The sequence below is a fragment of the Flavobacterium sp. C4GT6 genome, assembly GCF_036347315.1.
Lineage (GTDB): Bacteria > Bacteroidota > Bacteroidia > Flavobacteriales > Flavobacteriaceae > Flavobacterium.
Genome location: NZ_JAZGZU010000002.1, coordinates 297,876 through 322,589, shown reverse-complemented (window position 1 = coordinate 322,589; position 24,714 = coordinate 297,876). Strand labels below are relative to the sequence as shown.

Annotated in this window: 34 protein-coding genes and 1 tRNA gene; 29 read left to right on the top strand and 6 right to left on the bottom strand. The window is 35.5% G+C overall.

Annotated features, from left to right (window positions below):
* Positions 1 to 211: 211 nt before the first annotated feature.
* Together V3Z67_RS03845 and V3Z67_RS03840 are read right to left on the bottom strand one after the other, a co-directional pair.
* A complete protein-coding gene (locus tag V3Z67_RS03845; protein WP_330442051.1) occupies positions 212 to 640 on the bottom strand; it encodes a lipocalin family protein in 429 nt (142 codons plus the stop codon).
* 55 nt (positions 641 to 695) lie between these two features.
* On the bottom strand, positions 696 to 1,094 hold the full coding sequence (locus tag V3Z67_RS03840; protein WP_157482134.1) for a helix-turn-helix transcriptional regulator: 399 nt from the start codon (positions 1,092 to 1,094) through the stop codon (positions 696 to 698).
* 99 nt (positions 1,095 to 1,193) lie between these two features.
* Here V3Z67_RS03840 and V3Z67_RS03835 point away from each other — a divergent pair, with 99 nt between their 5' ends.
* From V3Z67_RS03835 to V3Z67_RS03800, 8 genes are all read left to right on the top strand, one after another.
* On the top strand, positions 1,194 to 1,391 hold the full coding sequence (locus tag V3Z67_RS03835; protein WP_157482133.1) for a hypothetical protein: 198 nt from the start codon (positions 1,194 to 1,196) through the stop codon (positions 1,389 to 1,391).
* A 71-nt stretch (positions 1,392 to 1,462) separates the two neighbouring features.
* On the top strand, positions 1,463 to 1,675 hold the full coding sequence (locus tag V3Z67_RS03830) for a hypothetical protein (protein WP_330442050.1): 213 nt from the start codon (positions 1,463 to 1,465) through the stop codon (positions 1,673 to 1,675).
* 181 nt (positions 1,676 to 1,856) lie between these two features.
* Complete coding sequence (locus V3Z67_RS03825; RefSeq protein ID WP_330442049.1) at positions 1,857 to 2,168, top strand: hypothetical protein; 312 nt, start codon at positions 1,857 to 1,859, stop codon at positions 2,166 to 2,168.
* A gap of 86 nt (positions 2,169 to 2,254) precedes the next feature.
* Complete coding sequence (locus V3Z67_RS03820) at positions 2,255 to 3,964, top strand: hypothetical protein (RefSeq protein WP_330442048.1); 1,710 nt, start codon at positions 2,255 to 2,257, stop codon at positions 3,962 to 3,964.
* 3 nt (positions 3,965 to 3,967) lie between these two features.
* Entirely contained in the window at positions 3,968 to 4,198 is a 231-nt protein-coding gene (locus tag V3Z67_RS03815) for a hypothetical protein (protein WP_035130336.1), read from the top strand.
* Complete coding sequence (locus V3Z67_RS03810) at positions 4,195 to 4,536, top strand: hypothetical protein (protein WP_330442047.1); 342 nt, start codon at positions 4,195 to 4,197, stop codon at positions 4,534 to 4,536. Before V3Z67_RS03815 ends, V3Z67_RS03810 begins: the two co-directional genes overlap by 4 nt.
* 25 nt (positions 4,537 to 4,561) lie before the next feature.
* Positions 4,562 to 4,801 carry a hypothetical protein gene (locus tag V3Z67_RS03805; RefSeq protein WP_330442046.1) on the top strand — a complete coding sequence of 80 codons (240 nt, stop codon included), beginning with the start codon at positions 4,562 to 4,564 and terminating at the stop codon, positions 4,799 to 4,801.
* A gap of 905 nt (positions 4,802 to 5,706) precedes the next feature.
* The gene (locus V3Z67_RS03800; protein ID WP_330442045.1) at positions 5,707 to 6,252 is read left to right on the top strand and encodes a hypothetical protein; all 546 of its coding nucleotides are present in this window, start codon (positions 5,707 to 5,709) and stop codon (positions 6,250 to 6,252) included.
* Positions 6,253 to 6,435: 183 nt separating this feature from the next.
* On the opposite strand, the gene V3Z67_RS03795 is transcribed toward V3Z67_RS03800, so the two are convergent.
* Positions 6,436 to 7,425, bottom strand: a complete 990-nt coding sequence (locus V3Z67_RS03795) for a hypothetical protein (protein WP_330442044.1) — start codon at positions 7,423 to 7,425, stop codon at positions 6,436 to 6,438.
* Positions 7,426 to 7,433: 8 nt separating this feature from the next.
* On the bottom strand, positions 7,434 to 8,525 hold the full coding sequence (locus tag V3Z67_RS03790; RefSeq protein ID WP_330442043.1) for a hypothetical protein: 1,092 nt from the start codon (positions 8,523 to 8,525) through the stop codon (positions 7,434 to 7,436).
* Positions 8,526 to 8,733: 208 nt separating this feature from the next.
* On the opposite strand from V3Z67_RS03790, the gene V3Z67_RS03785 reads away from it, so the two are divergent.
* From V3Z67_RS03785 to V3Z67_RS03685, 21 genes are all read left to right on the top strand, one after another.
* Positions 8,734 to 10,209, top strand: coding sequence for a hypothetical protein (locus V3Z67_RS03785; RefSeq protein WP_330442042.1), 1,476 nt, complete (start codon positions 8,734 to 8,736; stop codon positions 10,207 to 10,209).
* Positions 10,209 to 11,222, top strand: coding sequence for a hypothetical protein (locus tag V3Z67_RS03780; protein ID WP_330442041.1), 1,014 nt, complete (start codon positions 10,209 to 10,211; stop codon positions 11,220 to 11,222). The genes V3Z67_RS03785 and V3Z67_RS03780 overlap by 1 nt, the downstream gene beginning before the upstream one ends.
* 23 nt (positions 11,223 to 11,245) lie before the next feature.
* Positions 11,246 to 11,800: a hypothetical protein gene (locus V3Z67_RS03775; RefSeq protein ID WP_330442040.1), complete on the top strand. Its 555-nt coding sequence runs from the start codon at positions 11,246 to 11,248 to the stop codon at positions 11,798 to 11,800.
* A 63-nt stretch (positions 11,801 to 11,863) separates the two neighbouring features.
* Complete coding sequence (locus V3Z67_RS03770; protein WP_330442039.1) at positions 11,864 to 12,436, top strand: hypothetical protein; 573 nt, start codon at positions 11,864 to 11,866, stop codon at positions 12,434 to 12,436.
* A gap of 79 nt (positions 12,437 to 12,515) precedes the next feature.
* Positions 12,516 to 12,881 carry a hypothetical protein gene (locus tag V3Z67_RS03765; RefSeq protein WP_330442038.1) on the top strand — a complete coding sequence of 122 codons (366 nt, stop codon included), beginning with the start codon at positions 12,516 to 12,518 and terminating at the stop codon, positions 12,879 to 12,881.
* 1 nt (position 12,882) lies between these two features.
* Positions 12,883 to 13,170, top strand: a complete 288-nt coding sequence (locus V3Z67_RS03760; protein WP_330442037.1) for a hypothetical protein — start codon at positions 12,883 to 12,885, stop codon at positions 13,168 to 13,170.
* Between the two features lie 3 nt (positions 13,171 to 13,173).
* The gene (locus V3Z67_RS03755; protein WP_330442036.1) at positions 13,174 to 13,968 is read left to right on the top strand and encodes a hypothetical protein; all 795 of its coding nucleotides are present in this window, start codon (positions 13,174 to 13,176) and stop codon (positions 13,966 to 13,968) included.
* A gap of 28 nt (positions 13,969 to 13,996) precedes the next feature.
* Positions 13,997 to 14,191, top strand: coding sequence for a hypothetical protein (locus V3Z67_RS03750; protein WP_330442035.1), 195 nt, complete (start codon positions 13,997 to 13,999; stop codon positions 14,189 to 14,191).
* Positions 14,192 to 14,207: 16 nt separating this feature from the next.
* Complete coding sequence (locus tag V3Z67_RS03745) at positions 14,208 to 14,696, top strand: hypothetical protein (RefSeq protein ID WP_330442034.1); 489 nt, start codon at positions 14,208 to 14,210, stop codon at positions 14,694 to 14,696.
* Between the two features lie 3 nt (positions 14,697 to 14,699).
* Positions 14,700 to 15,125, top strand: coding sequence for a hypothetical protein (locus tag V3Z67_RS03740; RefSeq protein WP_330442033.1), 426 nt, complete (start codon positions 14,700 to 14,702; stop codon positions 15,123 to 15,125).
* Between the two features lie 11 nt (positions 15,126 to 15,136).
* Complete coding sequence (locus tag V3Z67_RS03735) at positions 15,137 to 15,586, top strand: hypothetical protein (RefSeq protein ID WP_330442032.1); 450 nt, start codon at positions 15,137 to 15,139, stop codon at positions 15,584 to 15,586.
* Complete coding sequence (locus V3Z67_RS03730) at positions 15,586 to 16,062, top strand: hypothetical protein (RefSeq protein ID WP_330442031.1); 477 nt, start codon at positions 15,586 to 15,588, stop codon at positions 16,060 to 16,062. Before V3Z67_RS03735 ends, V3Z67_RS03730 begins: the two co-directional genes overlap by 1 nt.
* Before the next feature lie 55 nt (positions 16,063 to 16,117).
* Positions 16,118 to 17,494: a hypothetical protein gene (locus tag V3Z67_RS03725; protein WP_330442030.1), complete on the top strand. Its 1,377-nt coding sequence runs from the start codon at positions 16,118 to 16,120 to the stop codon at positions 17,492 to 17,494.
* Complete coding sequence (locus tag V3Z67_RS03720) at positions 17,494 to 17,745, top strand: hypothetical protein (RefSeq protein ID WP_035130276.1); 252 nt, start codon at positions 17,494 to 17,496, stop codon at positions 17,743 to 17,745. The genes V3Z67_RS03725 and V3Z67_RS03720 overlap by 1 nt, the downstream gene beginning before the upstream one ends.
* 1 nt (position 17,746) lies before the next feature.
* Positions 17,747 to 18,304 (top strand): hypothetical protein, encoded by a 558-nt coding sequence (locus tag V3Z67_RS03715; protein ID WP_330442029.1) that lies wholly within the window; start codon positions 17,747 to 17,749, stop codon positions 18,302 to 18,304.
* A complete protein-coding gene (locus tag V3Z67_RS03710; RefSeq protein WP_052123180.1) occupies positions 18,277 to 18,756 on the top strand; it encodes a M23 family metallopeptidase in 480 nt (159 codons plus the stop codon). Before V3Z67_RS03715 ends, V3Z67_RS03710 begins: the two co-directional genes overlap by 28 nt.
* 3 nt (positions 18,757 to 18,759) lie before the next feature.
* A complete protein-coding gene (locus V3Z67_RS03705) occupies positions 18,760 to 19,218 on the top strand; it encodes a hypothetical protein (protein WP_330442028.1) in 459 nt (152 codons plus the stop codon).
* A 2-nt stretch (positions 19,219 to 19,220) separates the two neighbouring features.
* Complete coding sequence (locus tag V3Z67_RS03700; protein ID WP_330442027.1) at positions 19,221 to 21,509, top strand: zincin-like metallopeptidase domain-containing protein; 2,289 nt, start codon at positions 19,221 to 19,223, stop codon at positions 21,507 to 21,509.
* Positions 21,510 to 21,524: 15 nt separating this feature from the next.
* Positions 21,525 to 21,923: a hypothetical protein gene (locus V3Z67_RS03695; protein WP_330442026.1), complete on the top strand. Its 399-nt coding sequence runs from the start codon at positions 21,525 to 21,527 to the stop codon at positions 21,921 to 21,923.
* Positions 21,924 to 22,127: 204 nt separating this feature from the next.
* Complete coding sequence (locus V3Z67_RS03690; RefSeq protein ID WP_330442025.1) at positions 22,128 to 22,421, top strand: hypothetical protein; 294 nt, start codon at positions 22,128 to 22,130, stop codon at positions 22,419 to 22,421.
* A gap of 105 nt (positions 22,422 to 22,526) precedes the next feature.
* Positions 22,527 to 23,030, top strand: a complete 504-nt coding sequence (locus V3Z67_RS03685; protein ID WP_330442024.1) for a hypothetical protein — start codon at positions 22,527 to 22,529, stop codon at positions 23,028 to 23,030.
* 182 nt (positions 23,031 to 23,212) lie between these two features.
* On the opposite strand, the gene V3Z67_RS03680 is transcribed toward V3Z67_RS03685, so the two are convergent.
* Both V3Z67_RS03680 and V3Z67_RS03675 read right to left on the bottom strand, forming a co-directional pair.
* Positions 23,213 to 24,481: a tyrosine-type recombinase/integrase gene (locus V3Z67_RS03680; protein ID WP_330442023.1), complete on the bottom strand. Its 1,269-nt coding sequence runs from the start codon at positions 24,479 to 24,481 to the stop codon at positions 23,213 to 23,215.
* A 55-nt stretch (positions 24,482 to 24,536) separates the two neighbouring features.
* Positions 24,537 to 24,610, bottom strand: a tRNA-Met gene (locus V3Z67_RS03675).
* Positions 24,611 to 24,714: the final 104 nt, after the last annotated feature.

Below are 24,714 nucleotides of genomic sequence, written 5' to 3'. Positions count from 1 at the left end.
TCTATTCTGAAAATGACAAAAAACAAAAAAGGCTGCAAGTGAAACACTTACAGCCTATTACTACTTTTAGTAGCGAAGACGGGAGTTGAACCCGTGACCTCAGGGTTATGAATTTTAATTCTCCCGAAAACGCAATAAAAACAAGCGGTTTTACTAGCTTTGTTATATATAAATTTTATTAATCGTATTCTAATTTGTATTCAGCTGTTCTTTATAAATCTACTCTTACAAAAGTAGTTACAGCCAAATGTGGTTGCTCTACTGAACCATCATTATAGGTTAACTTCAAAGTATTATCATTAGGAAATTCAACTTCATAGTTTACAGTCCCTTCAGATTCAGTGTAAACGGTGTAAACTGATTCACTCAATTTTTCCCAATCTCCATCCTCTGTAAACAGCGTACATTCACCTTCAAAATTTTCTTCATAGATATTACTCCAAAAGCTATTTTGAGAAGCATTAAAATTATAAACTGTTTGCAACTGACAGTTGCTCAAATTCTGATTTACTCCTTCAACAACTAAGCTTGTTTTTTGCCATGATCCAATAATCTTATCTTGACTTGGCTGGTTGTTGTCGTCACTACTGCATGAAAATAATGTAATTGTAATTAATCCTGTAAGTAATAGGTTTTTCATTCGTGTTTATTAAAAATTAATTGATTTTAATTCTTAAACACCTTCCATTCAATAATTATGACGCTTTCGTCTGAGTATTGTCAAGCCGACTGCGCAAGGTTGCTATCAGTTCTCTTTGGGTATCGATAGTTTCTCTCAGCGCAGCTATTAAAGCATCTTTTTCGTGGTTGTAAGGTGTGTTCTGTTCGTTTGCAACACTAACGTGTTGCTTTTGGGCGGGTACTTCTTTTTGAGTGTATTGTGCGGCGTTTAGGTCTTTATTTATAAAATCATCTATCATTAATTCAAAATGAACACAAATACGTTGCATAGTTTCAACGTTCGGATTACTCCGACCTCCTACATAGCTGGCAACTGTTGACTGTTTAATATCAAACAGATCTCCAAACTCTTTTTGCGATAAATAATTCTTATCACATAAGTACTTAATATTCAAACCTATAAAGTTATTCATATTATTTTTTGTAATATTAATTACTACAAATTGTAATTATTATTGTTATTTGTGCTATATTTGTCTTTATAAATATAGACATTAAATAATTAAGGCAATATGGCAACGACCAAAGAAAGAGTAAACGAAAGGAAATTGAGCCGCAATAAAAAAATATTGAGTAGATATGAAGACCTTAAAGTAATAATGACCTGTAGAGAAACCTATCCAATTTTAATGGATGAGTTTAACCTCGGTAAATCAACTATAATGAACATCCTATTTGTAAAATCTTATTCTAACTCTCCCCTTGCATAACCGTTGCAATGGTGTAGAATAAAAACCATGCCACTTTAACATTTTTAGTAAGAAAACAAGTTATAAACCAATTGAAAGCCGAAACTGCATACAACGTTATTCAGGCTCTCCCGGAAGAGGAGAAAAACAGGCTATTCTTAATGTTGGGTATGACCAAAAAGGAAAAAACTAAGAAGGTTAACGAGAATATGGATAACCTAATACAAGAATATAAAGAAATGGCTTTGAAGATATTAAACGACAGGAAGGCAAAAAAATTTGCTAATTCATTAACCCCTGTATAAAAAAAATCAGGCGAGGTACCACCCTCGCCTGCCCTGAAACCAAATTAGCCGGTTGCAACGGCTAATTATGGAATTAAGACAAAACTAATAAAAATTTTATTACTCAAAAAGAAATAACACACTAATAATACCACCGTTGCAACGAACCGTTGCAAAAGACCCTGAACCAAACATTTTAATTATGGAAAATAGTCACTTTAACCAAGTATTGGGAAGTTTCCCGGTACTGGAAAAGATTCCTACTCTATTACAAAAACCTGTACTACTTCTTACAGGTTTATCCTGTGTGGCCGGCGTAATAACCGGCCATATGCAGGAAGATAAAACAACCATGCTGCACATTATGTTTTCGGACAGCGAAAACACGAACTACAGAAAAGCACTTGACTGCTTTAAAAGCAATGATATAAAGCCGGTTTTCATCAATGTAAATCCCGAAAACCGATTTATCAAAATCAAGCTTATAGAGACATCATCAAACATTAAGAAATAACAGCACTGGGAGCAAAGTACGCTCAATTCCCTTGATGCTCGCGGGTGCTATATGTACCCGCAGCGGACAGGTTAAAAAAAAGAGTAATGAGAAGTAAGGAAACTTTAAAGTTTGGAGAATTAGCAATTAACCTTTTTGGTGCTGGTACTCCCCAACAAAAAGAAGAAAAACAAAGCATAAAGGAAGTAGCGAGGAATATTGCAGCTGATAACTGCATCAAAGCTGTTTACCCTGCTTTTACTGACGAAGCATTTTCTAAAACGATGAATAACTACCGGGCTTTTATTGCAGAATATAATACCCGTACACACGAGGAAAATGAAGCTATAAAAAGCCATAATGATAAAGTTAAACAACTGTTGCAACTCAAAGAAAACGAGAAACTAACAGAAGATAAGGCTGTTTTTATACAATTCTTTCCTAAACGATATAAAAACCTATCAGATCGGGAATACAACAAAGAGATTGAAAAACAACCGGCCGAACTACAAAAGCTACTTTTAAAAAGGCGTATACAGACTGTAAAATACTCTACAGAGCAGATTTTTCAAAATATGCTACACGTGTACAATTCACAATTAATGAAGCGTAACAGGGAATATATGGGCTTAGGCGTTCGCACCCTTCGCCCTATTCAGGATTTAGATGTTAATGCCTACTTCCTTACCAACCTGAAGCGAAATAACGTTCACAGCTTAGCTATTTGCTCTAAAACGGTACGTAACCATAGAAGGAGATTAGAAGAGGCAGGAGTGTTCGTTAATTCGCGTTTTGAAGGCCATACAAAAGGTGTAAAAGTGGTTTTAAATCCTGAAATCATAGCAATTTTCGACCTTCAAACTAACAAATACGCCTCTACTGAAAATCAACCTGTTACCCCCCAAGAAGGGAAAAAGTTTCCGGATACCAATGAAACTACAGGAGCATATAAAGATGAATATAAGAAAAGTAAGGATGCTACGCACTCCTTTGGTGATAAGGAGTTCCCTCCGGTCACAGGCTCTTTTCACTACAAGACCGTTTTTTACAAGAACACTGGGGGCAATGTAGAAAATTCACCGGTGGGCGGCGCGGCGCAAGATGTTAAAAAAGAAAAAACTTTAAGTGATAAACTACGAGAGCGTATTATCCACCGCCATGAACTGGCGTTAGGCCTATCGGATGGTGATTATAACAACTACATCCCTATTGACATAAGGATTCTACAGAAAGAAGCTTTTTCCGGGACACTTACCAACGAAGAATATATTGAACTATTCATTCAGGATTTGTTTAAAACTGCTACAAAGCTGTACAGGGATGCTACTATATATCCCGGATGTTGGAAAAATGCCTTAAACCACTGGATGCAAAATAAATTCCGCACTTACAATGGGCTACCATTCAACAAAGCCAGTGTATTCGATTCAATTCAGGAAATAAGATGGAGACTTGAACACGCCCGAAAATGGTTCATGCGTACAGGTGTAACACCTCTTTACCCCTCAAATTACTTTGATATAACCCGCAAAACGAATAAGGAAATCGGATTTGAGTACACTAAAAAAGCATGGCAAAACCATTTAAAATACATGGAAAGCGCACCGGTTAAAAAAAGACAGATGGAACGCAAGGCCGCTTTAAGGCTACAGGACATCAACCACGCTAAAAAATACGAAAATCAGATCAAGAGATTCCTAAAAAACAAAATAGCTCTCCCGGACTTGATAGACTATGTACAGAATAATCTACCAGCACAGTTTTACGCAAAATTGCCGGAAACCCTTAAAAATCTTGAATTAACATTTAAACCATAACCTATGCCAATTTTCGACAAAAACACCGCCCGTATAAAGCTTGTAATACTTACTAAGCCGGGAGAAAAAAACATCACTTGGTACAGCCTTGAAAAAGAGAAAAACAAACCTGAAAAAACAATTATTGACGGAATGTTAAGAAGGCTACAAAACAGCACTTACGCAAGAATTGCACAAGTACTGCAATTCTACGACAACAAAACCAAACAACTAATAGCAGAGTACAAAGGATGAAAAATATAAATCTAATTAAAGTAAAACAGGACGAAATAAAAGTAATGCAGGAACAGGTATTACTTTATTCAGATGCTTTAACATCTACCGTTCAAGGCCTTGAAATAGAAGATTTCCTAAATGTAATCTCTACAATAGATATAAGCTTCAGGTTATGGTTAACATTCAGGAAAAAGGTTGAAGGGGTTCAGGAAAAATTTACAGTTAACCTAAAGGTATCTGAAGCCGCTACACTACTCAAATGTTTTATGTGGTCAGGACAGAACCGCTCTCCTTACGAAGATCATGTAGCAGAAAAATACAAAACTATAATTGATAACCAACTAAAGAATATTTAATCACCAACTAAACCGGTTAACCGATATGAACACACAAGAAGTAAACTTACTGAAGTTGCCGCACGCTATGAAAAAGAAACAGTTAATGTCATTGTATTTAGCCAGCGGCATGACCGAACGCCAAATAAGGGAAGGAATAAACGCCATAATTGCAGATAACCGCAACCTACCTCCTAACCGACCTGTTTACGAACAACAGATTTGGAACTGTGAGCTTATTGAATTTGTAGAAACATACGGACTACCCAAAGGATATAAATACTAATAAACATGCTAAAAACAGCTAAAATAATAACAACGGTTGCAGCGGTAGTAATTACCGTTGCAACATCCATTGCAATTGGTAATTGCAATACTGCAATATGGTCACTTTGTTGTCTCGCCACCGGCTTCGGACTTTGTTTTATGTGGAGGATAAAAGAATGAAGATATATGTATTAAAAAGATATCTAATACGTAAAAACACGTATTAAGCACTACGTATTTCTACTTAAATATCATTAAAAATATTATTTTTTTTAAAAAAACAGCTCAATTAACCAACATATTCATTAATTTCACAGCGTTGATTATTTGTCAAAACATACGGACATCTAGTGGGTTGAGTAGTTCTCACCTACGATAAGTACTTGAAGTAAAACGTTAATACGTTTACTCAAATTTATTTTAAATAGCACTAATTCCTAAAATCTAAGGTTGATTATGGAAATAGTAAGTCTATTATCGAAGTACTCTACTAGATGAAAAAACAAACCCTCCGATGTCCAGACATCGGAGGGTTTTAGTTACCTATAAGGTAGCGACCTGTAATGACAGGGGCTATTTACAGGAATAACGTTTATTAACCCGCCCCGTTTAAACCGTATAACAATGACAAAGTTTATCAACGGAGTTGAACACAAGCTAATCTTTAGGTGGTCCTATGTGAGAAATGGGGTTACTATAAGAGCCAAAAGGAGACCATTTCCTATTTGGGTGCCTGTGTAGTAGCACAGGCATGAACCGCTTGGTTCAGGTAATGCATTAAATTGCAAAGAGGGTAGTGATTGATAAATTAATGGTCAATTCTCTGGCACTACTCTCTTTACTTATTATAAAGATAATAAACTTAAACCGCCCTTCTATACTTTTAAGTTGCTTTTAACTTTTAATTCTTTTCACCACTTCATTATGAAAGAACCTCATTCAAAACCTCATAACACTAAATTTAATATTGAGACTAATCCTAAAGAGTTATTTTTTGCTGCAGCCGGTTTTGATTACGCATCTATAAAATTAAAAGAAAAAATCTCATTAGTTGTTTCCTTAGACACACCTTTTTTAGTTAATGAAATATTCGCTATTGAGCTTTATATTAAATGTATTGTAGCAATCGAAAATAATAATTTTTTTAGGTCAGGACATGAATTAACAAGTTTATTCAGTGACTTATCTTCTGAAGCACAAGAGAATGTTGAAAAATATTTTTATGCATATGTTTATAAACTTAAGCAGTTTAGAGGATATACCATTAATGGAGTCCATCTAACTTTAAATAAAGCTTTAGAAATAAACAATAAATCATTTCAAGAATTAAGATATTACTTTGAAAAAAAAGATTCAAACAATCATATTTCAGCGATTGCAACTGCTGAAATAAAAAGAGCTCTTTGTCACTATATTATAACTATCAGACCAGAATGGAATAAAGAATTTCAAAGTAAAATTAATAAATAGATTTACACACATTAATATAGAGTTAATCATCACTTAACTAAACACTATACCTTCTCAACTCTGAATACTCCACCCTACCCCATGTTATGCAAAAGCTAGTTACTACCTCCTTAAGGTCAGTTTTATAACTTGCCACAGACTTAGAACTTTTTGTAATGTGGAAGGTGAAGGAATAAAATTTATTTAATCAATATTATTATTTCTTAAAATTCTTACACGACGTTTATAAAAAAAATGATCTTCCCAAACTTCTTGGTCATATTTTACTCCATCTTGTTCAATAAAAACGTACTCATGGTTTGCATCAAGCCTATATATCTGATATGAATGTATTGGTATATGTTTATCTTTATCATAGTATAAAATTGAATATTGAATAAACACAGAATGTCTCGATGAAGTTCTAAAAGTAAAAAACTGAGGTAAATATTTAATATTCAACAAGTATGTAAAATTGTATGTTCTATTTTTATAATAATTACTTCCAATCGCCAATTGCCTTACGTAGGAATTATTACATTCATAACTAATTACTGTATCCTTTTTCTTAAAATCATAACACTGAGCCAAATCTTCCATTTTATACATATCAACATCAGTCTCATATAAAGCATATCCATTTTTAACTTCCAATCCAAAAGTTAAATTATTTTTTTCAAAGTTAACTAGATGGACAACGGGATAACCAGAGCCATCTATAGCTGAAACAGTCTGTTTTTTATACTTATAAACATCATCAATCAGTTTTGAATTAAGGGAATTAGCTCGAAAAAGAGCTAAGTTAACACTATCAAAATTTACCTTATTAAACTCAATACTATTTGTGATTGAATCCCTTGTATTTGCCAGTAAATTATAAATAGAATCAGTTTTTCTTTTTTGTCCCTTTAATTGCAAATCCTGAGAGCTTAATTGTTCACGCAAATTTTCCTCTTTATCGTTTTGAACATTATCACTTAAGATTTGAAGAATAAAAGCAATCAATATTGAAATTAAAATTACAAATAGTTTACCGTTTCCATCAAAAAATTTACCCAACTTAGTTCTTTTCTTCTGTTTCTTCTTTTTCTTCTTTTTCTTCTTTTTCTTATTAGAAAAGTAAGGCTCTACAGCAAACCAGCTTGTTAAAGCAAGTGCTAAGTATTTAAATATAGACTCAAAAACTTCGCTCATTAGAATAATTATTTACTACTAAGTTTATCAAAAATATTTTGAATTACGTTAGGATTAATAGGCTGATTATCTTTTCCATAATATCCTGTCTTTTGATATTGGAATATTGAATCAGCAGCTTTAGATAAAATCTCATCCTTATTCTTAGATGTAGTGTTATTGAATAAATGAAACGCTACTGCAAATGAATTATTCCTATGCCTATTTATTGTCTTATTATGCATTGCTGCATTATAGTTTTTAATACAGAAAGTAACTAAATACAGGGCAAAAGAAATTATCAACAATCTAAATATTATTGATTTAATAATCTCTAACCATAGTACACTTTGCCCACAAGTTTCACAAACTGAATTAAACTTTTTTAACTCCTCAGGCATATAGCAAGCCATGTCAAAACAAAAATTATTCATTAAATGGAATATTATCCATATAAAAATACCCACTGAAACAAATATCATAGCAATCCAAAAATAAGACTCATTCTTATTTTTTTCTGCTGCTTCATTAAACATAGCAGCTTGAGTTACTAATCTGGTGCTTTCAATCAAATCTTTATTTGTGGCTCGTAATTCCTCTACTTGTGCTTCTAATGATTTATATAGTTGTTGTGACTCTCTTAAAGATTGATCTAATTCTATTTTTTTCACGTCATCACCATCAGATATACCATCTATTATATTAAGGTAATGTTGAAAAACATTATTATCATAATCGAAGGCTCCATTAGCTATTATTGTAACAATCTTAGAAAGTACATTAAACAGAGCTTCTAATGCATCTCTATGTTTATTTAACTCATGATTAGACACAAGAGGAATAGCCCTCTCTTTTTTATCTAATGAATTAGCCTGCAAGTAATACAGAAAATTAATGAATCTATTAAAAACAGTAAGCAAAGAGCCATAAGTCCTTTCAGAAAAACGAAATTCAACCTCAATATCTATTAACAACTTTAAACTTTTTTTCGATAAAGTATACGTATCAATAAATATTTCTTTTTGGTTATTGGATAAGTGAGTTGATATAAGATCAATATTTATGAGATTCAATTGAGCTAATATGTTCTTCAGAATTTCTTTTTGCTGTAGAGAAAGCATATCGGTAAGGTTTTATTTTCAAATATATAGAAATAAATAAAAAAATAGCTATTGTAATTTTACTCTTAAAAACTTTTTAGAACTAAACCCGGCAACTTCACATTAATTATCAAATAATTACAAAAAGTATTTAGGTATCCCCTATCCCTACAAAAGCTCTCAATTCAAAATCGCTCTAAACCATCTTTGCAATGTGATTCAGCAACCAATGAACGATTTTGATTACTTACTACATAGAGAGGTTAAACCCGGTTACGAGTTTGATAAGCTAATACCAAAAACCAACTGCAAAGCCACTTTTCTTGGTAAAGGTACAACTGATTTTTCAGTAGATGAAATGGCAGTTATGGTTAATAAGTATTACGGTCAAATGTCAAAGGTTGCTGAACACTTCAGTAATAAACCGTTGCAACGAACCTGCAACGAAATACATAAATGGTGCTATGACCATTTTCAGTACAAAGCAGATAAAGCTATCCAGTATCTCCGAAGCCCTTCATGTTCATGGCTTAGCCGATTTGATGGGATAGACTGTAAAAGTTATTCAATAATTGCAAGCTGTATTCTTACTAACCTCGGTATTAAGCATTATATAAGGCGAATAAAACAACCCAGTTTTTTACCTGACTTATGGACACACGTGTACATAGTTGTACCTAAAAATCAAAAAAACAGCAAGCTTAAAGAAGGTTACTACGTAATTGACGGAACAGTTGCAACGCTTCAGGAATCAGCATATATACAAAACAGTGATTTATTTATGGATATGGAACATTACGGCCTAAATGGCGCGCACCCGGGTATGAATGGTGTTATGGATAAACCACTCGTTGCGGGTGTATCTCTCAACGATATTAAAGGGCTTTTCTCCGGTTCATGGAATTTTTCATGTATAGGAGGTTCTCTAAACATGAACCACTTTAACCAAACGCTTGCTAACGTTGCAATGGCCTTTGATGATATGTTTTACAAAGCAAATATGTCAGTAAGGTACGGCGACGATGCTCTCTTGGATAATGTAAATGCTCTTTTCAGGATTTCCCTTCAGATAAAAAGCCATTCAGAACTAAAAGCATCCGGCAATTGGAAATCAAGTTGTTCAAGGGCAGCTGTAAACGCTTATAAAGATTTGGGTATCTATTACTATAACATTGTTTACACTGGCTTCCAACAATGGTTAAGATACTATTTTGATATTTCTACTACCACAGATAGTGTTCCTAACAACACCTTTGATATTCCTATCTCTTTTGATGTTCTTAGTGATATTACACAGGTTCAACCTTTAAAGGTAATAAAACTAACCCCAAAGGCTAACACTACTGAAGTAAAGCAGTTTGTTGTTACACAGTACATTTCATCAAACCACTCACAGGAAAGCTTTGATTTAGGGCAATTCCTTCAGGGAATAACATCAGTTGTAGCCTCTTTTACAAACAGCAATTCCAGTAACAACAACGATAACCCAGGAAATAATGTTGACCCATCAACAGGAGTTCCATACAATCAGGGCAACAATGTAACTAAAGCCGGTATAGGTAGTGGTATTGCAGGCTTTATGATATTCAGTGCCGGTGCTGCTATACTGTTTTCTGAAATGAAAGATAAGCCCGCTAAAGCCAAAGAAAAAACAGACGACGATCCCGAACCATCAACAGAAACAACTTCTAAAAGCAAAAAGTAATGAATTTAGTAAAACAGGGCTTTTACAGCCCGGAACAAATACCGGGTTTAGGCCTTCGTATTTTCGGAAAAAAAATCAGAGTAGGTAAATGGCTCGGTGGTGTTATCAGGAATGTAGGTGAAAAGATGTACCATAAATTAAAGGGAAGTTTTCTTTTAGCATGGTTGGCCGATGATGTACAAGCAGGCTTTAATTGGGTTGCAGACCAAATCGACACTTCTCTTGTAGATTCCGGACTTAACGGAAGTATACTATTACCAACGGTCAATATTACGGCATCTGAACAGCAAATATTAAACAAATGGGTTTTAATATTTGACCCTTTTGCTGAAAAATTACTGGACGAAGTGGATGCAGCTCTACAGCTAAAAGACCTTAAATCTGTACTCGTAGGTATAAACGCTGTTTTAAATAAGATAGATGCTATACAAGACCACTACAACGCAACTAAAACGGCTGGATTATCAGCAAATGCATTGGAACAGCGAAACGCCTATATCTATACTGTTTTAGAGGTTGTACATAATGCAGCTGTAAAAGGATTAGAGAAGGTAAAAGGTTCGGCTACACTTGCAATTAAAGAGGTGAATTTTGCCATTAACAATTATAATTTCCAGCCTCTTTTTAGTCAGACACCAATTACAACGGTTATAAGCCAAAATTATGTTTTAAGCCCTTCTAAGCTTCCAACTAAACCGGGCGGTGTTATCACGTTACCAACATTTCCGGGTGGAGTAGTCACCATACCAAAAGTGCCAATTAACACGGGAGGTATTCCGACTAAAGAAGGAACTAACGATACTACTGGAAAAGATGATGAAGTATTAGACGTAGAAATTATAACAGATGTTCCTGAAAACACCCCTAACAACAACTCTAAAAATTCGAGAACAACAAAAATAGTAGTTGGCGGCTTAATACTTCTTGCTCTTGCTGCTGCGGCTACAAAAGCGGCTTCCAAAAAGAAGGAAAAAAAGAAACCGATTGCAAAGAAGGCTACTAAAAACAAGTAAAAATTTAAAACAATCATAATTACATGGAACTAAAAAAACCATCAGGAAACAAAGTGAAAGACACCATAGTATTAACTGGTGGTGTCCTTGCCGGTGGTGCTGCTTCCCGTGGAATTTTCGGGTTAATTCACGAAAACAAAGCGACTGAAGATGCAGCTGCCGCCAAAAAACAGGAAAACACAGCTTTAATTAAGCGCGGAGCAATGTCCGCCGCTGCTGGTACAGCTGCTGTATTCATTGACGGAAAAGACCTTGCTGCAACACTTGTAAAAGGTTTATGTATCGGTATCACAGTAGTACAGGGATTAGAAGTAGTTAAAACATTAGCCTCTCGCGCTGGTGTCACACCTGAAGTTTCAGCCACAACAAAATCCCAAAAAGTAGTGGCTCAAATTGCCGGCTTAGGTTGCCCTTGCAACGAAACTAAAGGCCTTATGTATAACGCCCCTACCTTCTCCCCTCGCTATGTAAAAACAGATATAGCTTTAGAGAATGAAAGAATTGATAACGGGATTGGTTTGGCCGGTGGTGACATTTGGAATGCTCAAGATATTTGGGCTTCACCGGCAAGTGCCTAACCCATAAATCAAACGATCAAAATTTTAAAATAAATTAAGTAAAAAATCTAAAAAAAAAATACAATGCAACATCTAACATTTCCAGAAATAATCCGCCTATTACCAAGTATTGAAAACGGTAATGGTGTTACTTTAAGCCCAACAGGTAAAAAGGTTAAAAGAAAGACCTATTTTACAGCTGCAATCACCGGAACAACTGACATCACCTCTGATGGTAGGTTAATCGAATCAGGAACAAAAAAAGCTATTGGCCGCACGAACTTTGACAACGGAAATATGCTTAACGAAGGACGTAGTTTCTTAGTAACGGGTGTGCGTTTACAATTCGACACTACAGTTGACGTAACCCTGCTAAATGCAACTTATAAAAATGAAGCCCCAGCACCATTTAAAAACGGTGAGATTAAAATAACACAGGAAGGCTCGGGTGACCTTTTCAACAACCCTATAAGTGCATATACAAAGAACGACTATTCTTTATCAGAAGATGTAGAGTTCATGCCAGTAATCCCTTTCCTTATCCGTCCGGGTGTGCCTTTTGACATTCAGGTTTTAACTGCTGGTGCAGCAGCTGCTGGTATGGCTGTTAAAGTTGAACTGGATGGATTGGATTTCTCCGATGCCACAAAATCATAACCATAGTTTGGGTTAGTTTAATGTTTGTTAATTAAAAAGCCAAAAGCTGCGGCTTTTGGCTTTTGTTATTCAAAAAATCATGTTAAAAAAACAAGAAGAAATCGTAAACCTGACCATTGCAGGCGGTAGCCAATTTGGCTCTATAAGCTTTCAACCAATGGCAGGACTAGTAATAGGCTGCGTGATTTACACTAATGGCGCAACAAACCCCGGTTTTGTAACTGCAAAAATCACTGACCAAAACGGTGAGGCGGTATCTGCACCTGCTGATATAAGAAATTACAGAAGCAGAGAGGCCGGATATAAGGAAGGATGCAAACCGCTATACTTTGAAACAGGTAAAAAAATGTATGAATTTGAAGTAAACAGCGACCAGCCCTTTGAATCAGATTTTAAATGTCAGTTAGTATTAATTTACGAAAACGACTTAACTCAACAATGCTAAAATGGAAAAAACAGGCCTTATCTCACGAAATATAGGAGGTGATTATAAAACGGAATTGAAGGACATCACCAGCTTAACAATATCTAACTATGGTTCTGACCCTATAACAGTTGTTGTTAATGATGTACCTCGCCCTGTACCGGCTTTTAACCCGGAAATAGGTGTTCCAATGTCTTATAACCTTCCCGGTGATGGTACAGCCTGCAGCCTTACCATTGAAATCAAATTCAATGGTAATAGCAAATATGCCATTTTAGATTACAGAGTTTATAACCCGCAAGCATGTTAAGAGATGAAGCAACTCGAAACCATAATTCAAAAACTAAAAAACGACCAATATTTCGCCGTTACCATTACTGACAGGGAAACATACAAAACCGTATGTACAAACAGAATGGCATCGCAAATGGTTGAAGAAGCCGGGAGCGTAGAAAAATATTTTAATAAAATAGTTGAAGAAGGTCATACTGAAATCGCTATCAATCCACGAAGAAAAAACGGTACATCATTTAAAGATGATGGCCAACCGGTTAAATTATCGCTTCGCCCCAAAGGTGAACACTCCTATGAAGCTACTCCTGTAGTTTCAAACTCTCCTGCCCTGAACCAGCCATCATCCGGCCAAAACCCAATCTTCGGACTTATGGCCGGGCTAAATGGCCTTGACATGGCTTATCGCTATCAGGATTACCCAAAGGTAACGACTGAAAACGACAGGCTAAAAACGGAAAATGAAAATTTAAAAAAAGAGGTTGCAAGTCTTGAAAAAGAAATAATGCAACGTGATTTTTCCGACAATAAGGCTAATGGGAATAAAGAACTTGTTTCTGAACTTCTTGGCGCACTCCCAACTGTAATGGGTATGCTATCACAGTCGAAAAGCGTACAGGGTGGCCTTAACGGTTCTTCTGACGCTGAAACAACCGAAATATCAGATGCAAAAAAGCACCTGATAGAAGCCTTAAAAAACCAAAGTGACGGTATAGTGTACTACTTAGAAGCCGTACTCACGGGTATGACTAAAAACGAACCCTTTTCAATTGAACTATTAAAACTATTACAAACAAACAATCTAATACAAACTTAAAATGTCAAATACTAATAACACCGAAAATATGAGTGGAGAAGTGAATCTAAATTTTGAAGTAAAAGCTGGAAATGTCTTTGACCTTCAGAAAAAAAAGAAAATCCTTCAGGATTTCTCCCGTCTTGATATGGAAGACCAAGAACGAATCGAACAAATAATGATTAACCCAAAAGCAAGGGAAGCACTTAAAAAAAACTGGAATTTGCTTAAATCAATGTTCTAAAACCTAAAATCAATTAATGGCAGTTAAAGAAAACATACAACAAAAAGGCTTATCAAACCCGGCGGCTCTTGCACTTGCTTCGTCTCCCGCCGGGCAACAAGCCATAAGCGGTGCTGTAGATACAACACTGAAAGTCGTTAAAATAACAGCTATCGTGGCGGTTGTAGGTATTGGTGGTTATATAGCCTATAGGATGTATAAAAACCGATTTGTGAGCATGACCACAAACTCAAAATACCCAAAATCTAATATTACTAAAGACCAAGCCAAAGCCAAAGCAGAAGCACTTTATCAAGCTATGCACGGTTGGGGTGCAAATCTTGACACTGTTTTAGAAACATTAGCAGGGCTTAACTACAATGCTTATGTAGAGGTTTTTAATGCCTTTGGAAAACGTTCGCCGGCAATTGGTGGTGATATGACATTAACGGAGTGGCTTAATAACCAATTTACAAGCTCTTACGATAGGACACAGATAAACTTCATCTTACCCGGAATACTTTAACCTATGGATGCAAAAACAAAAAAAATAATCATAGCCACAACCGGTGTAATAGTAGCCGGCACGATACTTTATTTTGTATTAAGGAAAAAAACCGATAATTCAGGTGGAGAATGTGACCCCACTGGCAACGGTCAGAACTGTATTCAGGTAAACCCTTCAGTCATAGCAGATAGTTTATACAATGCTATGAAAGAAAGCGGTACTGATGAAGAGGCCATATTACTTGCATTAAAAAATGTAAATGCAATCATGTTCGACCAAGTAATTAAAGAGTTTGGAAAACAAAGCTATAACAAGTATTTAGGCAATCAAATCAATTTAACGCCGTGGGATCCTCTTCCTTTAGAACCTTTACAGGTATGGCTTAAAAACGAATTAACCACAAGCGAATACAATAAGCTTAAACTGAAATACCCGCAATTAACCTAAAAACGAAAGTTATGCCTTATAAAATTACAGGTAAAGTTGTCGGTGATGATGGCTACCCAATTTACCAACAAGCAATAATAGCCGAGATAAACAGTGACGGCCAGCAAATAGCTAATATACTTAGTGCTGAAGATACCGGAAGCTTTGTTTTTTTCGCTGATAATGAAAATTCCAAAATTAAAATAACAAGTCCGGGTTACAAGGAACAATTTTTTTTAGCTAAAAATATACCTACAGCAATTCCTTTATATCCAATGGATGAATCGGTAATAACAGTAACACGACCAAAGTCAAATAAGACAGTCTTATATTTTACAGTAGGAACGTTAGCAGTAGCAGCTATAGCAGCTATACTTATCGGTAATAAGGACAAAAAGAAACAAACCGCTAAAAGTAAAACCGTTGCAACGGTTAAACCTAAACCCAAAGCATTACCAAAAGCAAAAATAGTAACTGTATAATGGCAAAAAGCTTTTTAAACAATAACGATTATCCCCGAGGTATAAGGAATAATAATCCGGGTAATATCATCCTGACAAATGAGAACTGGCAGGGTAAAGTACCTAACTCACAAAATACCGACGGAAAATTTGAACAGTTTACCGAGTTACGTTACGGTATCAGGGCTATGATACGAAACATTATTAGCAAGGTAAACAAAGGTAATAATACTGTTACCGGACTTATCAGTGTGCTATCACCAGCATTTGAAAACGATACTGCTGGTTACGTTGCAACGGTTGCAAAAACATTAGGGATTTCACCAACAATTGCAATCGAACTAAGTCAGGAAACCCTTATTGCACTATGCAAAATCATTGTAACGGTAGAAAATGGACAGCAGTACAGCAAGCTAATAACAGATTCAGACTACAGGGATGCCATTGCAATACTTGGCGTACCGTTAAAAAAAAAAGCAGTAGCAAAGGGCTACTAATCTTTTTAGCCTTAATCATTGCCGGCATTATCGGCTATAAAATCTACAAAAGAAAATGAGCGGACAAATAGGAACAGGAGTTGAAGCTTTTGCCATTGGCAACAGTAGCGGCCGCAGTGATGGAAGATTTGGAATTGAAGATAACGCCTCAACGGTTGATAGGTCTGTTGATATGGGCGGTAAATCTCTATCGTTAAGCAACCTTTCAGAATTTAATCTTGATGGCGTTGCTGTAGAGGGTTTTATACCTTTCACTTTCGATGAAATTCAGGAAACACCAAATATGGACTTGTATACAGAAGTACCGTTTCCCGGATATGAGGATAGGTCAATGGTACAGATATTTAATGATGAATTTAACGACACTGGGCTTAACACAAAAGTATATATTGCTATAGACGGCCAACCTACAGAATTTACAGCTGAATATTTTCTTTTTAACGATTCAATCCCTGTTTATTTCATACCTAAAATCAATACTGAAGATTATGACCTTTCAGGTTATGAAAGTGTCAGGAGAAGCCTTGACGTTTCTTTAAATGTACCCGCTGTTAACCCAGATGATGAAATACAGCCGAAAGATGTACTATTAGTTACTTCTGATAAGAAATTAAGAGTTGGCCAACTTCCTGATATGGGAACACCATCATGGATGGACACACTACAGGAAAACGGTGCATTAACAGCCAATGCTTACTCTTTTCTGAGTCCGGGTGTTATTTTCAATATGTATGGTACTAATCAAAATTCACCCGTATTTTATGTTAGTAATAATTCAAATCCAATCCTTGCAAAACTGCAAGTCGGTGTAGGACAGGGTGGCTATTTAGATACTGGTATAAGCTTCTATAATGACCATACCGAGATAAGAAGGTTCTTTCAGTATCAGCTTGACAATAACGAATGGATGGTACAGTTTGATAGAACAATACCCGATGCCGGTTTTGTTCGCGGTCAATGGGGCTATGTCAAAAAGTTATATAATGGTGCAAGCGGTGTAGGCTCTAAAGACTATTACATTGAACTATTCCCGGACGATAGTCATACTATACAACTAAGTGGAGCAGCCTCGTTTAAAGGCAAAGTTTTTATTGTTAAAGTTTCAGGAAACGGCAATGTTACTTTATCAGTAACAAATAACGGAACTATAAACGGAAAGGATTCCATAATACTTGTTCCGGGAACCACTATTGAAGTTATCCATGACGGAACGGAGTACAGAATTATATCTATAACAGCTAAAATCCAAAACAACAATATTGTTAAGCTTCAAACCGCTGAAGAATTAAATACACTTTACCCGAATGCTTTTGAGGGTTTTGAAGTGTTTTGCCCTAATGTATCTACTCCCGTACTCTATCGTAAAACAGCTTTTGACGGAATATGGATTGGAATAGAACCACAATACTATTTAACACCAACACAACCATAATGGATATTTCTCACTTATTAAACTTATTTTTTGGCAGTACTACACTTGTAAGTGTTTACGTAGCATGGTCATCACGTAAAGCACAAGTACAAATAACAGAAAGCACAGCAATACAGGAACTGCAAAAAGCCTATGCCACATTTGTACAGGACACAAACCAAAGGCACACTGAAATGAAAACCGAAATATCATCCTTACGCCTTGAATTACAGGGATGGAAAAATAAGTGCCAACATTGTAAAGCAGCATAACATGAAAACAAAAAAAAACACTTGGCCAGTAAGCTTTTTAATTATCCTTTTTTTACTTTTTTCGGCTTCAGGATGCCGTAATCAAAAGCTTCTAAAACAAAACACATCTACTGTCAACATTGACAGTCTTAAACAGGTTTTTAAAAAGTTTACAGAGATTAACGGAGAAATAAAAGACAGAACCTCTTTCTATCTTCCTGATGTAAAAACCGGTAGTTCTGACTGTGATAGTATTTGTAATTCCCGAATAAGGGAAATGCTTAAAAGTATTAACAGAGAAATTGAATCCGGAAACAATAGGTATCAACTTCTTTACAACGAGCATAACAAAACGTTAGAAGTCTTAGCCCAAATAGCGGCTACTAAAAGCGAAAATATCGAACAGCACCAACAGGAGTTCAAACAGGAAAAAAAAGAAGTGGTAACCGAAGTACCTGTTTACATAATTCCTGTTTTCTACAAGTATAGTGCTTATCTCGGATGGGGTTCTGCATTGTTCCTAATTAACTATTTACTAACTAAACTAAAATCATGGCTGCCAAAAAAATTATTTACATAGGCGTTGCAGCCACTTTAATACTTATTCTTATGTCAAACACTAACAAGGCTTTAGCTGCAATTACAAAAAAACAAAAAATAAGGGGATGCGATCCGCTGGGGTGTGGCTCTTTTGGCGCACGAAGGGGAACACATACACATCAAGGCATTGACATTATAGCCACTCCGGGTGAGGATATATATTCACCTATAACCGGAAAGGTAACACGAATAGCTTACCCGTACGCAAGTGATTTAAGTTATACCGGGGTTGAAATTGTGAACGAAAAATATAAGGTTAAAATGTTTTATATGTCTCCTACAGTTGCAATCCCTTCAGTAGTTACTGCCGGTAATAAAATAGGGGTAGCACAAAATATCAGTGCAAAACATGGGGCTGCAATGACTAATCATGTTCACATCGAAGTAAGGAACAGTTTAAATCAATTAATTGACCCAACCGACTTATTTTAAGTAATGAAAAAAACTATTGTTATTGCCGGTCTTATTATTGGCGGTATTGCTTATGCCGGTTACAGGAAAGTTCAAAAGCTGAAGGAAATTTTTAATCAAATGAAAATCCAACCTTCAGGGCTAAGAAATGTAAAGATTGGGGTAGACTACTTTACTTTTAACCTTGACCTAATTATTGAAAACCCAACTACTGAAGCATTTTCTTTAAATGCCGGAAATACTGCCAGTTTTAAAAGAGTTTTAGCTTACCGTAACGGTCATTTTTTAGGAATGGCCACACTAAACCTTAACATGGTAAACATACCGGCATTCAACTCATTTGAATTAAAAAACGTTCCCTTTCAGATTTCATCAAATATTGTAATTCAAAATGCATTAAGTATTGAAAGCTTTTCAGTGGAACAACTAACATTTGTTGTCGTAGTTGACATATTAGGAAAAGAATATTACATAGAGGGCTAATTATGGGAGTAGTAAAAAAATTTAATGGCCTCATAGGGAGGCGTAAAGATATTAAAAGGGAAGAAATAAAAACCCTTATTAGGGCAGCTGTAGAACAGGAGCAATTTAAGTTGGCTTCAAGATTAACAAATGTACTTGAAAGTAACCCGGATGATGATGTTTTCAGATTTAGAAAAAATACTATTCCGGCTATAGATACAGTACCGGAAAGCTTTTTAAAGTGTTTAGACTGTGAACAGGATTCGGATAATGAAAGTATTGGTTTAGGTAAAGCTGTTTCACCTGATGAAATTTATCAGATGATTACAGATAGAATGATAGAAAAAATACGGGAAGCAAATACCCCAAGGTATGTACAAAAATGGGATGCTAAAGTATATGGTAAAGGCTACCTATTACCTTTTAATTTCGTTTCAAAAAAAATGTACAGAGGTATTAACCGTTATCTTCTTACTGATTTAGAGCCATTAAAAAACCCGTTTTACCTAACATTTAAACAAATTGAAGAATTAGGAGGTAAACTTAAAAAAGGAAGTATAGGGATTCCTGTTGTATATTTTACAGAACTGTATAAGTACTACAACCCTACAACGAAAGTAGATATAGGGAGTTACAACCTAAAAAAATTCATTGCTTTACTTGAAGAAAACAGAAGTAATATTCCTGAATTTAAAGCAGGGCTTTCTGCCCAGCAGATTGCGAATAATAATAAACTACCAATCCTAAAATATTATAAGGTTTTCAACGGGAAAGACGTTGAAGGCATTGACTTTGATCTTGACAACTTTAAACGCGGATATATTGAAAATGAGTTACCGGCAACCGAAGAGCATAAAATGCCAATAGCTGAAGCCATTATCAAAGCTTATCCTTCACCACAACCAAAATTAGGTTTTGGCGGTGGCAGGGCATACTACTCACCTACCTCCGACCGTATTCAAATGCCACATATTGTGGATTTTGAAACCTCACAGGATTATTACCGAACGCTATTTCATGAATATGGCCATAGTACGGGATATAGTAAAAGACTTGACAGGGATTTGACCGGACGTAAAGGGTCAAAGAAATATGCTTTTGAAGAATTGATAGCCGAATTTACAGCAACCTTTTTGAGTGCCGAGGCTGGTATATTATGGCATACTAATACAAATCACCCGGCTTACCTTAAATCATGGAATACAGCACTTACTCACCTTCAAGATGATAACCGTTTTTTAATGCGTGCTGCAACGAAGGCACAGGCCGCAGCTGATTACGTGTTAGAGTACAATAAATCAGGAGAGCCTAAATACTTCAATGATTTGAAAAAGATAGCCAAAGAAAAAGAGGCTAAAGAGAAAAAAGAAAAAACACCAAAAGCCAAATCAAAAAAAGTTCTGAAGCCAAAGCCGGCCACTACTCGTAAAAAACAACCCTCTAAATCGGAACAGTTAAACCTTTTTGGTTTAAACGGTAATAAAAAACGTTCTGTTCTTAATGGTGTAGCACCGGCAGAACCGCAACAACTCATAACAGTTCCGGAAGTAATACAACCGCCCGTTGTACAACCATCAACTAAAAACCCTCGAGTTTTAAATATAGGTGCAGCGGCCAATGAAGTGCCGGCTGAATTTTATACTGTCGCCGGTGAAGTAGGCAAGTTCCTTCAAGCTGTAGAACGTAAATCCAAACATAGTGTAGTTATTACAATGGATGGAGAGCAGGGAGCAGGTAAAACCACAACACTATACAAGTTTATGAACGCTTTTGCTACTCCTGGTAATCGTTGTTTGTTTATTTCAGGTGAAGAGCATCCGGCCAGTTCCTTAGCAAAGGAAAAAGTAGAAGATTATCTAACTCCCGCAGCACAATCAAATATTGATACTGTTGACGACGTGAAGGACACACAAGATTTATACAGCCTTGTTAAAGATTACGAGGTAATATTTATTGACAGTTGGCAAAAGCTTGTAAGAATGGTAGGTACTATTCACCTCGATGAAGATTTACGAAAGAAGTTTAACGGTAAAGTTTTCGTAATAATTTTTCAGCAAACTACCACCGGTAGAACCAAAGGAGGTGCTGAAGTTGTCTTTGATGGTGATATAATTATAAAAATGGTGAAAGAACCGCGTTTTGCTGATAATTATGCCTATTTCGATAAAAACAGGTACACTAAAGTACCTATCGAAACTATTAGGTACAATATAGCCAGTGGTACAATTTACAACCCCATTGAGCCTGAAACTGAAGGCGAGACCGAACCCGTTGCAACGGATATAGAAGAATTAAATTTTGAAGTTATATAATTAAAAAACTAAGTTATGAATAAAAAAATGATACTTGGCGTAACACTTTTAACCGGTGCAGCCTTGTTAACCTTTAAAGACAAGATTTTTGGCGATTCCAGCACTCAAAACACACCCGGAAATATAAGTACCGGAGGTAACACAAACACCGGAGGTAATACTGGTAGTACTGGAAATACTAATGGCAATAATAATGCTATTGCAGCTAAATACGAAGGTGGTGTAGTGAGAACCCCGAACGATGCCGGTTGGTATAGGGTGATTAATGGTAAGAGAGTGGTATATCAAAGTATAGAGGGGTACTACGCTGATGGTTCAAGACAAACTTATGACCTACCTCAAAGTGAATTTGACCAAATTCCAAGTAATACACTGGAGTATATAAACAGTTCCGGAAAATTAGTAAGATGGTAAACTATTTTGATATAAAAAGCCCTGAATTGATTTTCAGGGCTTTTTACTTTATCTTATATAACTTCAACAATATTAGATTTTTAAGGATAAATATTACCGTTTATCCGTTTTAACTACTTTTTAACATTCTCTATTCTGTATTTTTCACACTTTTTTATAATTTGCACAAAATCAACCTATTATTAACCTTAATTTATCTAAATTATGAAAAAGTTCTTAACTTTATTTTTAGTTTTTGGAATGTTTAGTGTACTATACGCTGAACGTTGTGCATGTGGTTCAATGGCCAGCGGTACTACTATTGAGTACAGTGTATTTGGTTCAGGTCAAAATGGTTCAAATTGCTGTACAATAGGCTTAGCTTATACTAGTGAAAATGAGCCAGCTTTATCACTAACTTGGCGTGATAATAATAATGGTACTTATACTATGATAAGATACGTTGAGTATGAAAACCCTAATCAGGCTCAAAGGGCTTGTTGCGACGATGCAGCTTAAAACCATTTATTAATTAACAATTTACAAATTATGAAAAATACCTTATTTTATATACTTGCCCTAATGTTTCTTTTCGTTAGCTGTAGTGATGAAAAAGACACAAACATGAACGATGACGGATTAAGCAAAAAAATGACCTCTGAAAAAGGAAGAGTAAAAGGAGAAATCCCAAGTGCTATGGGTATCAACCAAGTATTCATGGGAGAAATTAAGCCTGAATCTTTTTCTGATATGGTTAAGCTATACAAAAAAGATATTCAATTATCCGAAGGCACTGACTTTGATACCAACCTTAAAAATACGTGGCTAATTATTATTAATAAAGCTTTGCTAAAAGGAGAAGGAAATGAAGAACAAAGGAGATTCTTTGTTTACGAACAATTAAATCTTGAACAAAATTTTGCTCATTTAGATAATTTCTTTGAGTTACTGGCCATTACTAATAGTATTGACGATGCTGAAAAGAGTAAAATCGTAAATGAATACCTTAAAAAAAATAAAGCAGCCGTTAAACAAATAGTATGGCAAACACCTGAAGAAAAAGCAGAGATGGAAACTAAACTTGTTCTCGCAGGTAGAAGTTATGGTATTTTGCACCCTTCAAAATAAAATCAAAAAGAGCCGCTTTCTAAAGCGGTTTTTTTAATTTTGTAGTATTGACAAGGTAAGGTGTGTCAATTAAATTACAGCCCCGTGTAAGATGTGGTTTCATATTCGGGGCTTAATTTGTAATCACTACCCAATTAGGGAACGTTTATTATAATTTCTTTATTAGTTTAGTAAGCCGATTTTTAGCGGCTTTCTTTTTTTAATAAATGAGAATAATCTTCAGGTAGTTCCGCATCAATATCACGCAGGTATTTTTCCAGTGCATCCATTGTAGTATGTCCGGTAATAAGCATTAACCGGCTTTTAGTTTCAAATGGTGTAAGCTGTTTTCTTAATTCACGATAAATCCTTGTAACATAAGTATGCCTGAAGCTATAAAGGCCGTATTCCTCCCCCAACCCTAATTCATCTTTAATAGTTTTAAATCGCTTCCCAAAGTGATTACGTCTGTTAACCTCTTTAGCATCCCACTCACCCACACCATTGGGTGTAAATATAAAATCAGTGTTTTTATAAGGTGTTAAATCAGGAATATCCTGTAAAAGAATATCGGGGATTATCTTAGTTTTTACGGGCTGGTTCTTTGCGCGGACTTTCAAAACTTTATCGGCTATATGAATATCTTTTTTTTGCAGCCTACATACTTCTACCGGCCGCAGCATATTAATAGATATGAATTTCACAAACAACAATAAATGTTTGTCTTTTTCAGCCATTAATTTTAGAATATCTTCTTCCTGCTGTTTAGTATAGGTTTTGTTTTTTTTAGGGCTGCTTTTTAGCACGTCTATACCTTCGATAATATTCTCCTTTACTATCTGATTATTTTTAAGGATTTTGTATAACGATGATAAGGCTGCCCTCGTATTATTTCTATTTCTCGGGCTTGTGCGTTGCAATATTTCATTGAGAAAACCTATAGCATCAATACTTTTAATCTCATTCATTTTTGTCGTAGCAGGCTTATTATCTACTAGCCAATCCTTAAACCTCGTAATACGGCTTTTAAAATCATTATAGGAGCTTTCTGAATGTAGGTTCTTTGCGTACTCGAGCGCAAAGTCAATTGCTTCAGCAACTTTTTTTGCTGAATTGATATTAACCGGTTCTTTATCTGACTGGCCGGATAAAATGCTGTTATCAGGTTCAGGAGTATAAGGGTTAAAACCTTCCTCCAATATTAACTTTACAGACTTACACAAAGCCCGGGCGCGTAAAAGTCTTTCCTTAACAGTGTTGTAGTTATCTAAATCTGCATATATAGGCGGTTGACGCTCTAACTTTCCCGTTTCAGGATTTCTAAAAGAATAGTAAACGTACCACCTTCTATTAAGGTCGCCGCCTCCATCGTATATTGTTGGCCCTCCATATTGTTTTTGTTTCTTCAAATTGTATTCAAAAACGTATTCAAAATCGTATTCATTGCGTAATATCCTGTTGATTGAAGGCATAAAAAAAGCGGTTTTAAATTGCTTTAAAACCGCTTGGCTGCATATTGCGTTTCTGTAGCGAAGACGGGAGTTGAACCCGTGACCTCAGGGTTATGAATCCTGCGCTCTAACCAACTGAGCTACCTCGCCAAATATTCTCGGTCATTACGTCCTTGAATGCGGGTGCAAATATAAAACTAAATTTAAAGGTTGCAAATATATTTTCAAGAAAAAAAATTATTTTTCAAAACGCT